Annotated in this window: 9 protein-coding genes; 3 read left to right on the top strand and 6 right to left on the bottom strand. The window is 59.6% G+C overall.

Going from position 1 to position 12,316, the window contains the following annotated elements; translation table 11 throughout:
* Positions 1-5: 5 nt before the first annotated feature.
* From cysK to CFT65_RS03735, 3 genes are all read right to left on the bottom strand, one after another.
* Entirely contained in the window at positions 6-977 is a 972-nt protein-coding gene (gene cysK, locus CFT65_RS03725) for a cysteine synthase A (RefSeq protein ID WP_088826675.1), read from the bottom strand.
* 43 nt (positions 978-1,020) lie between these two features.
* A complete protein-coding gene (locus tag CFT65_RS03730; RefSeq protein WP_228705776.1) occupies positions 1,021-3,861 on the bottom strand; it encodes a transporter substrate-binding domain-containing protein in 2,841 nt (946 codons plus the stop codon).
* A 142-nt stretch (positions 3,862-4,003) separates the two neighbouring features.
* A complete protein-coding gene (locus CFT65_RS03735) occupies positions 4,004-4,447 on the bottom strand; it encodes a methylglyoxal synthase (RefSeq protein WP_088826677.1) in 444 nt (147 codons plus the stop codon).
* Between the two features lie 83 nt (positions 4,448-4,530).
* On the opposite strand from CFT65_RS03735, the gene CFT65_RS03740 reads away from it, so the two are divergent.
* Positions 4,531-5,322: an ATP-binding protein gene (locus tag CFT65_RS03740; protein WP_088826678.1), complete on the top strand. Its 792-nt coding sequence runs from the start codon at positions 4,531-4,533 to the stop codon at positions 5,320-5,322.
* Here the strand turns inward: CFT65_RS03740 and CFT65_RS03745 are convergent, their stop codons facing one another.
* The 3 genes from CFT65_RS03745 to pdsR are packed head-to-tail and all read right to left on the bottom strand — an operon-like array spanning position 5,323 to position 9,384.
* Entirely contained in the window at positions 5,323-6,630 is a 1,308-nt protein-coding gene (locus tag CFT65_RS03745; protein ID WP_088826679.1) for a DUF3422 family protein, read from the bottom strand.
* An 18-nt stretch (positions 6,631-6,648) separates the two neighbouring features.
* Positions 6,649-8,679, bottom strand: coding sequence for an ATP-binding protein (locus CFT65_RS03750; protein WP_088826680.1), 2,031 nt, complete (start codon positions 8,677-8,679; stop codon positions 6,649-6,651).
* 3 nt (positions 8,680-8,682) lie between these two features.
* Complete coding sequence (gene pdsR, locus CFT65_RS03755) at positions 8,683-9,384, bottom strand: proteobacterial dedicated sortase system response regulator (protein ID WP_088826681.1); 702 nt, start codon at positions 9,382-9,384, stop codon at positions 8,683-8,685.
* 193 nt (positions 9,385-9,577) lie between these two features.
* Between pdsR and CFT65_RS03760 the strand changes: the two genes are divergently transcribed.
* A complete protein-coding gene (locus tag CFT65_RS03760) occupies positions 9,578-11,692 on the top strand; it encodes a marine proteobacterial sortase target protein (protein ID WP_088826682.1) in 2,115 nt (704 codons plus the stop codon).
* A complete protein-coding gene (locus tag CFT65_RS03765) occupies positions 11,689-12,279 on the top strand; it encodes a class GN sortase (RefSeq protein WP_088826683.1) in 591 nt (196 codons plus the stop codon). The genes CFT65_RS03760 and CFT65_RS03765 overlap by 4 nt, the downstream gene beginning before the upstream one ends.
* The last annotated feature ends 37 nt before the right edge of the window (positions 12,280-12,316 follow it).

Here is a 12,316-nt window from a genome sequence, read left to right on the forward strand (position 1 = left end):
TCGTTTTACTGAACGTTTTCTTGCTCGCCAAACTGGCCGGCGAATAACGCAGTGGACAGGTACCTCTCCGCGGTATCCGGCAGTACCACTACAATATTCTTGCCCTGATACTCCGGCTGCTTGCTGATGCGCACCGCAGCCACCACGGCCGCGCCGCAGGAAATACCGCAGAGAATGCCCTCTTCCTGCATCAGCCGATGGGCCATGTCCATGGCGTCTTCGTTGGTGACCGTCTCAACCTGATCGACCATTTCCAGATCCAGGTTCTTGGGTACGAAGCCCGCCCCGATGCCCTGAATCTTGTGGGGCGCCGGCTTGATGTCTTCGCCGTTCATCATCTGTGTGATCACGGGGGAGTCGGCGGGTTCGACGGCAATGGTGGCGATCTGTTTGCCCCTGGTGCCTTTGATGTAGCGGGAAACGCCGGTCAGTGTGCCGCCAGTTCCCACGCCCGCCACGAAGATGTCGATTTCGCCATCAGTGTCGTCCCAGATTTCCGGGCCGGTAGTGTCCTCGTGGATTCGTGGGTTGGCCGGGTTCTGGAACTGTTGGGGCAGGAAATAATTGTCCGGGTCGGATGAGAAAATGTGTTCCGCTTCGGCGATGGCACCCGGCATGCCTTTGGCCGGTTCGGTCAGCACCAGTTCTGCTCCCAGGGCTTTCAGTACCTTGCGACGCTCAAGACTCATGGAGGCCGGCATGGTCAGAATCAGTTTGTAGCCTCGTGCGGCGGCTACGTAAGCGAGGGCGATACCGGTATTGCCACTGGTGGGTTCCACAATCGTCATGCCCGCCTTCAGGGTGCCGCGCTTCTCGGCGTCCCAGATCATGGCAGAGCCGATCCGGCATTTGACGGAATAGGCCGGGTTGCGGCCCTCGATCTTGGCCCAGATCGTTGCGCCGTCGTTCACGCGGTTCAGTCTGACCAGTGGGGTGTTGCCGATGGACAGGGAATTGTCCTCGTAGATACGAGCCATGGCGTTCTCCTCGTCACTTTGTTTTTATTCAGTCTAGCACCACTCAGGAACCCACTGAACGCGCTTCCAGCCGGTTGCGGCCGTTCTGCTTGGCCTGATAGAGCGCCTGGTCTGCCTGCCTGAGAAATTCCGCCGGCGAGTCGTCGGGGCCCGGCGTGCCTGTGGCAAGGCCGATGCTGATGGTTATATTGATTTCGTTCTCACCACATACCGAGCAGCTGTCTTCGACAGCCCGACGGAAGCTTTCCAGCCTGTTCTTGATTTCAGTGCTGTCTTCGTAGCTGGCAAAAATCACAAACTCCTCGCCACCAAAACGAGAAAGCCTGTCGGTTTCGCGTCGGAAGTGCTCACGCATAAGGTCGGCGAGGGTTTTCAGACACACATCTCCTGCTTCATGGCCATAGTTGTCGTTGATCATCTTGAAATGGTCGGCGTCCACCATGGCGACGGCAAAGCCTGAATGGTGCCGTTGGCACCACTGAAAGCTCTTGCGGAACTCCTGGTCAAAGTAGCTCCGGTTACCCAGTTCGGTCAGATCATCTGTGACGCTGAGCCGCGCGAGCGTTTCGTTGGCGCTGGTCAGGTCGCTGTTGAGGCGATTTAGCTTCCGGTTCCAATAGAACAGGAGGGCGGTAACCAGTATCGCCACAATGGCCATTTGCCAGAACAGCGTGTAATCCACTGATTGCTTCAACCGGATATTGCGCCATTGCCGTTCGAGATTTTTCCGCTCTTCTGCGGTGAGACTGGATACCAGCTTCTGCATGATGCCCAGCACTAAAGGCTCGTCTTTCCGTGTGGCGACTGACAGTGACCAGTCTGCCGGAATGCGGCCAATGACTTTCACGTCGGCAAGGCCGAGCTCCTGCATGTAATAGCTGGCGGTCGCCAAAGTTGTGATGTAGGCGTCCAATTCATCGTTCTGCAGTTTGCGCAGGCCTGTTTGCTCGTTGGCAACCTTGATCAGATTGAACGCGGGGTACCGGCTCTGCAGAAGTTCTGCGAAGGCATAGTCTTTCACAACGCCGATTCTTTGCCCGCGTAAATCGCCGACCCGCTCTATGAAAGGCGCTTCGATCCGGCCAAGGGCAACCGCCGGCACTTCAAGATAGGGTTGGGTAAAGTTCAGAAATTCGGACCGCTCGGGTGTTTTCATGGCCATGGTGAAAATGTCGCACTCGCCTTGTCGGGCAGCTCCGATCGATTCGGTCCAGCTGTCGGTATGCACAAGCTCGAACCGAACCGGTGCCCGGTTCGAGAATAACCGGGCCACTTCTGCCGATAAGCCTACGTGCTTGCCCTCTTCGTCTATGCCTTCCAGAGGGAGCCAGTTCGGGTCAATACACATGTTTAGCTGGTTGTCGTGGGCCTCGAGCCACGCCAGTTCGACCGCGTTCAGAGAAACCTCTCCCGTTTCCTGAATGTCCAGATCAACGCTGGCACCCAGCCAGCGGCTTTCGATGGTGTGCATCTCTTCGGGGCTAATTGCGGTCAGCGCCTGATCAAGTATGTCTGCCAGGGGCGCGAGACCGGGCCTGACGCCGAACCGGAGGTCTTCCCCGGTCTGGTCCTCTAAAACCAGCTCTCCCGCGATTCTCACACCCGGAATGCCCATCTCCCGTATCCAGAAGTTTCCGTTGGGCAGCGCAGCGAGTACAACGTCCACTTCGTCTCGGGCCAGAGCCCGGAACATGGCATCCTGGGTTGTGAAAATCCGGGCATTGTTGCCGAGGGCCCGGGTAACCGGCTCTTCGTAGTAAATGCCGGAGCCGAGGGCAACGCGCTGGTCCTTCAGGTCCTCCAGGCTTTGGATTCTTAGCGCCGGGTCCCGGGTAAAGGCGACGTTGGGGATGGTGTGATACGGCTGGGTAAATCGAGTGAAAGCCTGACGATCGGGTTGGAATGACATGTTGGCGAGCATGTCAACTTCGCCATCGCGGAATAGCGGGAGAAGCTCGATCCACTGGCCTTCGACCGGTATTACCTGCAGCCCGGTCAGATCGGATATCCGGCGCAGCACGTCTACGCTCAAACCGTGAATTCGAGTTGCGCTCTCGAAGCTGTAGGGGGCGTAGTCCCGCATCAGACCAACGCGCACGGGGCCGGTTTCGGCGATAAATTCCCGCTGATCTGGTGTTAACGAAAAGCTGGTGTCCCGGGCCAGAGTGTTGCCTCCCAGTTCCTGCCAACGTTGAAGCAGTTCATTGATGCGGTCTTCCGTTACCTGCGCCAGGCCAGAGGAAATCTTCTGGTAAAGCTCGCTGTTGGCTTTCAGAACACCGATTCGCAAATCTTCAGTCGCCAGTTCACCGAGGGGGGCAGTGCCGACGATTTCAAGAAAACCGAACCCGGCCTGGTTGGCATAATATTGCAGCGTCAGCCTCGGCCCGATGATGACATCGACCCAGTCAAAGGCCAGTGCGCGAATGAGGCTGTGTATCGAATCATAGCTAGTCAGGGATATACCCTGGGCATCGAGTGCCTCACGGTAGTAGATGTCGCGTACTATACCGACCCTGAGCTTCCGGAGATCAGACATGGTGTTGATCTTGCCCAGTGGCCTCTGGGTGTTTTGCATCAGATAGGTCTGGCGGAGGTGGTAGGGCTCGGTAAACAGTATGTTTTCGGCACGCTCGGCACTGAACGAGATGCTGTTAATGACATCCAGCTCACCACGCAGGAAGGCATCGTAAACTTCTGGCCAGCTGCCAGCCTGGAATCGGAAGTTCAGATCGGTTTGCCGGGCTACCTCCCGAAGCACATCAACAGAAAAGCCGGATGCGCCGGGACCATCATCGAACGAGTAGGGTTTGTTGTCGCTAACAATGCCGACGGTAATGGCATGGCCGGGCTGTTCAGCGACAGCCAGAGGGGCTGTCAGCAAAAGACAAAAGCCCCAGAAAAGTGCAGCGGCCACGCTCCAGCATTGGTTATTCTTTTTAGTCGCGCGAGTGTCCATCGGCAGGCCGGCGATCCTTTACAGCTTCGATCCTAGTTTAGCCGTAACCGACGCGATTGAACATTACTTAGGCACTGACGGAGCGGCCGGTGTAATCGGAGAAGTCCGGCTTTTTCGGATGATGCTGGTCGTCTGTCATATAGGCCGAAGTCAGGATGAACTCGGCGGTTGCCCGGTTGCAGGCCACAGGGATGTTCCAGAGTGCAGCAATTCGCAGCAATGCCTTGATGTCGGGATCGTGGGGTTGGGGCTCCAGCGGATCCCAGAAGAACACCAGCAGGTCGATTTCGCCCTCGGCAATCTTGGCGCCGATTTGCTGGTCGCCGCCCAGAGGGCCGCTGAGCAGGCAATGGATGTCATCCCGCTCGAGATTATCCCGAAGCAGCCGGCCAGTGGTGCCGGTGGCGTAGAGTTTCAGCGGGGCAAAACGGGTGCGGTTTTCGGCAACCCAGTCCACCAGTTCCTTTTTCTTGTTGTCGTGTGCCACCAAGGCGACGGATTTTACGGCCATTTGGGGTAAAGTCTCCTGTTATCAAGGTTTTTACAGGGTCAGTGTTTCACAGGCTGGCCCGGTTCGGAATAGGAAAGAGGTTTATGTCTGCGACTGCATCCTTTGACTGGCAATCCACCCCGGCCGCCGTCTGGCGTCGCCATCGCTCGGGTCTTCGCGCCATACGTCGGCTCGATCCGGTGCAATGGCAGGATCTGAAGGGTATCGACCGACAGCAGCAGGCCCTGGCCCGCAATACCGAGCGCTTTCTTGCCGGTGAGCCTTCGAACAACGCGTTGCTCTGGGGCTCCCGGGGCACGGGTAAATCGTCGCTGATCAAGGCGCTGCTGAATCGCTACCAGGCGCGCGGGCTGCGGATGATCGAGGTGGACAAAGATGACCTGGTCAACCTGCCGGAGATCGTCGACGACATCTGCGAGCTGCCGTTCCGGTTTGTGATCTTCTGCGACGACCTGTCGTTTGATGTCGGTGAGTCCAGCTACAAGGCCCTGAAAAGTGTACTGGAAGGCTCGCTGGAACTGCCGCCGGAGAACGTGCGGGTTTATGCCACCTCCAACCGCCGTCATCTGATGCCGGAGTTCATGTCCGATAACCTCAAGAGCGAGATGCAAGACGGCGAGCTGCATCCGGCCGAAGCCATCGAGGAGCAGGTGTCCCTGGCAGACCGGTTCGGTTTGCAACTCTCGTTTTATGCGTTCTCACAGGCAGTGTATCTGCAGGCCGTGGACTCGCTGTTCCCCGAATTTGATGACCGGGAAGGCCTGCATCGGGAGGCGATTCGCTTTGCCACCGCCAAGGGCGTGCGCAATGGTCGCACGGCCCAGCAGTTCTACCGGCAGTTTGCCGGAGAGCAGGATCTGGGCCGGTTGAAGTAGCTACTGCCGCTTTGCCATCTTGATAAAGTGGTGGTGAACCACCCGAACGCCCAGGAATACCAGGGCCATCACCACCGGAATGGCGATGCCGAGAACCAGGGTTTTGTTGAAGGCAAAACCCGCTTCGTAAACCGAATCCAGTCCGAATTTGAGCAGGCCAATCAGGTAATAGGTGATGGCCACCACCGAGAAGCCTTCCACCGTGTGCTGCATCATCAGCTGGATCTTGGAACGCCGGTCCATGGAGCTGAGCAGTTGCTGGTTTTGGCTCTGGATTGCCAGCTCCACCCGGGTGCGCATCATGTCCGAGGCCCGGTCTACCCGTCGGGAAAGGTCTTCCAGCCGCTCGCTTACCGCTTCGCAGGTTTTCACCGCCGGAGTCAGCCGGCGGGTCATGAATTCGGTCAGGGTCAGGTGGCCGGAGAGTTCGTCCTCACGTAACTCCTCCAGGCGAGTCAGTACCAGCTGGTGATAGGCCCGGGTGGCGGAGAACCGGAAAGTGGAATGGGCCCGGAAGGCTTCAATGCGGGCTGCAATGTTGGTTAACTGGGCCAACAGTTTTTCTTCATCCACCTCTTCGTTTTCCGCCAATGACCGCGTGATCACAGCCAGTTTTTCGTCCATATCGTTCAGGGACGGTGTGATTTCCCGGGCAACCGGCAGCGCCAGCAGCGACATCAGCCGGTAGGTTTCAATCTCCATCAGGCGCTGGGTCAGGCGGCCCAGCTGGCTGTCCGACATGTGGTGGTTCATCACCATGAACCGGCCAAAACCATCGCTGTGCAGCCGGAAGGTGCCCCATACCCGGGCGGCCCCCTCCTGGGGACTGCTGCCGACCAGTCGCATACCTTCGAAGTGCTTGCGCACATAATCCAGGTCGCCGTCGGATCCGTCAGCGGCGGGCCGGACCTCCAGATGGAACGCCGCGATCACCGTGCCGGTCAGTTGCTCCAGCCATCCCTTGGGCAGCGGGGTAATGCCGGTTTCGGTAAAGGGCGTTTCATCGCCCGCGGCCAGATTAATGAAGGTGTAGGACGCGAATTCCATGTGCATCTCGCGCCGCACTCGCAGGGAACCGAAGGTGTGTTCAAAGCAGCTCACTTCCTTTTCGGGTACCGGATGCCCCATCAGCTTATGGAGTTCCTGAAGGTGCCGGAATTGCTCCTCCCGTTGCTCCGGGGTGGTCAGCACCGCCATCTGGGTGACCCGTGCCGGTGTCGGTAGCACCTGAAACGGTCGGGAATGAAGCTCGTTGTAGAGATCGTTCCGCAGTGGATGAATATCGAGGGAGTCCAGGCGTGCGCTCACGGCAGGCAGTTCCTGTTTTCAAGAATGGATGGCTGGGATAATAACCCGGAAGCTTACGCCGTCAATGCCACCTTGGGTGTGGTTCCGGGCTTCGGCCCGGGCACCATGGTAGTCGGCAATCAGGCTCACGATCAGCAAACCCTGCCCCAGATGGCCCTGTTCCTGGCCCTCTCGCATCGAGACAAACGGGCTGAAGATGTCGGTTGTGGTGTCTTCCGGCAGTGCCGAGCCCTGATTGAAAACGGACAGGCGCAGGCCCTCTGGCGTGATTTCCAGGCCCACTTCAATCAGGCCATCCTGCGGCGTGAAATCCCGGGCGTTGTCCACCAGCTTGTCGAGCAGTTGCACCATCAGCTCCGGAGAACCGGTGATCGCGCAGCCCGCCTCGGGCCCTGAGTAGCGAATCTGGTGGCTGCTATCGAGGGCCTGGTAGGCGGCCGTGGCTTCGGCGGCCACTTCCGCCAGATCAAACTGTTCTTTATCCGCATGGTCCAGGCTTTGTTCAAGCCGTGCAGCTTCACTCATGCCGTGGAGTATCTGCCGGAGGCGTTCGGTGGCTGAGGTCGCCCGTTCAATGTACTGCCTGCGTTCTTCTTCCGAGTCGCTATGGTTGAGGTTTTCCAGAGAGGAACGGACCACCGCGACGGGGGTCTTCAGCTCGTGGGACAGTCGCCTGGAGAAACTCTCCAGATAGCGGTTGTAGCCGTGGAGGCGATCCACCATCAGGCTGAAGTGCCGCTGCAACTGGCCCAGTTCGTCCTTGCTTCGGGCATCCGGCACTCTGCCGGTGATCCGTCCGTCTTCGTCAATGCTGGCACTGACGGCCCGCTGCAGCCGGGTTATCCGCCAGGACAGCCGGCTGGCATAGCCCAGAAGAGCCAGCGTCAGAGCCACAATGATGAGGGTGCTGCGGGCAATCACCGAACCGAGCGTTGAGCCGGACAGAGTCAGAAGCTGGTCCAGTGACTGTTCCAGAATCAGCGTGCGGCCACCGAAGACCTCCCGGGTAGTCAGCAGCCAGATACTGTCATCCTCATGACGGACCAGCCCGGTCTCCGGGAGCGCCTCAGCTAACACCCGGTTTGTGCCGGTTTCAATTGCTGTGGGTTCCGGCTGGTAGAGGCGTACCAGGCCACGGAGCGCATTGAGACTGATCTGCTCGACCACCTGAAGCGGACTGAGGCTGTCGAACTCGGGTGTTTTCGTCGCAGAGCCAGGCTGCTGCCTTGCGATCACCCATCCGGCCGGTTCAATCAGGCGAACCCGCTGGCCCTGGTTCAGTTGTGGCTCCAGCTGGCGCTCCAGGGTCAGATTGCGACTGACCAGAATTGGCAGCGGATCAACGGGCGTGGAGATACCCGTTACCTGGTCATTGCCCCATAGGGCCGCGAAACCCAGGCGGCTGCGGTCGGCAGGCATGGGCAGTTTCAGTTCCAGTTGCCAGCCCTGGCCGGTGGCCTGCAAAAAGCCGGAGAGGCGATAGTCGGGCTGGCGGCTTTGTTCTTCAAGACCGTAAAGCTGGCCCGGAGCCGGCGTGCGCAGCAGCCAGGATGTCCGGATAGCGTCCGGAGCAAGGTTGCCGGGTGCAGGTTCCAGCCAGAGTCTGAGCCGGTCATGTGACTGATCCGGGCTGCCCGGGTTGAAGAACACGGGTTGCCGATGGTTGACGCGAATCAGCAGGTACAGGTTCCGTCGATCAGTCACAGCCTGCCATTGAAGAGAGGGCTCTCCGGCTTTGCTGTTGATGAGGCTTTGCCAGTTTCTGGCCTGGCTTTCCTCGTCATAGCCTGGCCAGTCGTCGCCGTAACCATCCAGATTCAGATTGCCAGCCAGCGGTTCCACGTAGATGGCGGGTTCGCCGGGCCGGATGACCGGCGTGCCGATGATCTGATCGCCTGCGGTTTCGGCCAGTCTTTCTGCCTGGGCCTGGAGTTGTTGCCGGGCCTGTTGTCGAAGGGCGTCGTCCAGCTCCAGGACAAACTGAAGGCCTGCCCAGGGAATCAGCAGCATCAGCAGGCTGGCGACGAACAGCTGGCGCTTGAGGTTCAAGGTTCAGACCTCACGGGCATTCCAGCGATAACCCATGCCGTAAGCTGTCTGGATGCCATCAAAGGCCTCATCCAGTTGCAGGAACTTGCGGCGGATGCGTTTGATGTGGGAGGTAACCGTATTGTCGTCCAGCACTGTGCTGGCGGCTTCCATCAGCTGCTCGCGACTGCGGACATGGCCAGGGTGTTGGACCAGTGAGTACAGCATCCAGAATTCGGTGACGGTCAGGTCGATGGGCGTCTCGCCCCAGGCGACCGTCATGCGATCCACATTGAGGGTGAGCTTGCCCCGCTGGAGAACCTCGTCCGGCTTCTGGAGGGCTTCGGCCCAGGCATCGGCCCGCCTGAGCAGGGCGGTAACCCGGGCCAGCAGGTGGTCCAGGCTCATGTCCTTGGTGACGTAGTCGTCGGCGCCGAGGCGCAGGCCATGAACGGAATCGATGTCGCTGTCGCGGGCGGTCAGGAAGATGATCGGCAGGGTCTGGGACATTGACCTCAGATCCTGGCACAGGGCAAAGCCCCCTTCCGGTTCATCGCCGAGGCCGACGTCGATAATGGCCAGGTCGGGCACCGACTGGCGCAGCACCTGCCAGGCGGAAGCCCGGTCGCCATGGGCGCTCACGCGATAGCCACGGCGCTCGAACGCGGCTCGGTAGTTGTCGCGGATGGCGGGTTCGTCTTCGATCAGTACAACGTGTTTTTTCATGGTGGCGGCTGCTTCCCCTTGCCGGTGTGTGCCTATTTAACCACGGCAGGTGTTGATAACAAGTTCGAAGGGCGTTGTTGCCACAATTCATCATTTTTTGAGGGCGGTTTGTTGCAATCTGCCATGGGAGTTCCTTTCCGGATTGCTGAAATGGCGGTGTTTCGCACAGTCATGCAGTCACAAGGATTCTCTCATGATTATTTCCAGTTCTCCTCTCAGGCTTTTTGCTCCAGCCCCTGTTGCCAGACGCCAGCGACTGCGTTTCAAGCGCTTTCTGGAGGGTGTCAGCCTCTGGCTGGCAGTTTTGCTGATGCTGTTTGTTCACCCCCTCTATGCCGAAGCCAGTGAGGCAGACAACGTCGGCCAATTGCATTTTGTCGACGGCCAGGGGCAATGGCAGGAACCGGCGCTGGTGCTGGACAGCGAGTTCGAGATACAGGTCAGCGGGTTGATTGCCGACACCCGGTTGCTGCGCAGTTTCCGGAATACCAGTGACCAGTGGCGGGAAGGCATTTTCGTGTTCCCGTTGCCCGAGAAGGCCAGTGTCTATGGTCTGACCATGAAAGTGGGGGAGCGGACCATTGAGGGCAAGGTGCAGCCGAAGGAGACGGCGGGACGGACCTATGAAAAAGCAAAACAGGCCGGGCAGCATGCGGCGAATGTCGAGCAGCAGCGGCCGAATCTGTTTACCGCCCGGGTTGCCAATATTCCCCCTGGGGAGACGGTCTCGGTGGCGCTGAAGTACCAGCAGCCGGTGCAGTATCAGGCCGGGGTGTTCGAACTCACTTTGCCAACCACGCTAACGCCGCGTTATATGCCGGGTTCGCCGGTCCGCTCTGCACCCGACCAGTGGCAGGGCGGATGGGCGCTGCGGACAACCCAGGTGCCGGACGCCCCTGCCATCAGCCCGTTTACGGTCAACCCGGATGATGTGGCAGCCGACAGCCATCGGGCGGTGATCAATCTGGTGATTGATTCCGGGCTGCCGATTGAGAGCGTCTCCAGCCCATCGCACCGCCTTGCTTCCAGCCAGGACGGACAGGCATTCAGGGTTCGTCCCGATGGCGGTGAGATTTTGATGAACCGTGATTTTGTGGTGCGCTGGCGCCCGGCTGCGGGGCTGGAACCTTCCGCAGCGGTGTTTCACCAGTCGTGGGAAGGGAAGGACTATCTCATGGCCATGCTGGTGCCCGGCGAAAACGGCACCATGGTCCTGCCCCGGGATCTGGTGTTCGTGATCGATACCTCCGGTTCCATGGCGGGGGAATCGATTCGCCAGGCTCGAGATGCCCTTCAGGCCGGTCTGGAAACGCTGACGCCAAGGGACCGGTTCAATGTCATCCAGTTCAACAGTCAGACCCACTCGCTGTTTATGCAGCCGGAAGTGGCGACCGGCAATAACCTTGCCCGGGCCCGGCAGTATGTGGATCGCCTTCGCGCCGACGGCGGAACGGAAATGGCGCCTGCGCTGTCCAGAGCCCTGGAAAGCGCAGGCGGGGCTGAAGACGAAGCCCGGGTGCGTCAGGTCATTTTCATTACCGATGGTGCCGTGGGTAATGAGGCTGCGCTGTTCCGGCAGATCCGTCAGCAACTGGGCAACCAGCGGTTGTTTACCGTGGGTATTGGCTCAGCGCCGAACCGGCACTTCATGCGGGAGGCCGCCCGCTGGGGGCGCGGCACCTACACTGCGATCCGCTCGCCTTCCGATGTAGACGGTCCGCTGCAGGCCCTGTTTTCGGCCATGGAGTCACCGGTTCTGACCGATATCCGCGTCAACTGGCCCGGCCAGAAAGCCGGTCAGGAGTCGTTTCCGAGACGCCCGGGCGATTTGTTCCAGGGCGAACCGCTGATTCATGTGGTTCGGGGCGTCCCGGCCATGGGGCAGCTAAAGGTGTCGGGGCGCCTACCAGGTGGCAGGGACTGGACCAGAACGCTGGACCTGCAGCAGGCCGCTTCCGCGACCGGACTTCATCGGCACTGGGCGAGGGAGAAAATTGACAGTTTGGAGGATGAGGCGAAGGTCGCTGGCCGGGAGCCGGATAAGGCCAGCCTGACCGAGCTGGCGGTTCAGCACGGCCTGATGTCTGCCTACACCAGTTTTGTGGCCGTGGATACCACGACGGCCCGGAGTTCAGAGACGCCAATGTTATCGGACAGCCTGCCCACCCTGCTGCCAGCGGGCAGCCAGGCGGGCATGCTGCGCTATCCGCAGACCGCAACCTCGGCGCCATTGCTGATCGCGCTCGGCCTGGTTGGGCTGATGTTCTCCCTGGCGATTGCGCTGCTACAGAGGAGGGCGTTCTCATGACACGGCTTATGCTTCTGTTATTGACCAGCTCTGCTACCTTGTTGGTATTCGGGTTATGGATTCCGCTCAAGGCGGTTATTGCCCAGGAATTACTGGCGATCGCCTGGGCGGAAAGCCAGGCCCGGCAGACGGAATCGCGCCCCTGGCCCTGGGCGGACACCTGGCCGGTGGCCCGACTGGCTATTCCGGAGCTGAACGACTCGATGATTGTTCTGGCTGATACCCACGGCGAGAGCCTGGCCTTCGGTCCGGGCCGGTTAACCGGCAGCGAAGATACTGGCGGAACCGTGATTATTGCCGGACACCGGGATACCCATTTCCGGAGCCTGAAATTGCTGGAAACCGGCAATGAGCTTCGCCTGCAAGCCCGGGATGGCCGATGGCAGAGTTACCTCGTTGAAGGTGCCCGGGTGGTGGACAGCCGTTCAGAGCTGATCGATACCCAGAGTTTGCCGGAGGGTACGCTTCTGCTGGTGACCTGTTACCCGTTCGACAGTGTCGACGCCGGTGGGCCACTGCGATACGTCATCAGGGCCTCGGCAAAGGGCAAGCAAAGGGATCAAATTGACACTGTTGCCGGAATATAAAGTTGGCGTACACTTGTGCGCCAAAATTTGGCTGCAG

It is taken from the genome of Marinobacter sp. es.048, assembly GCF_900188435.1.
GTDB lineage: Bacteria > Pseudomonadota > Gammaproteobacteria > Pseudomonadales > Oleiphilaceae > Marinobacter.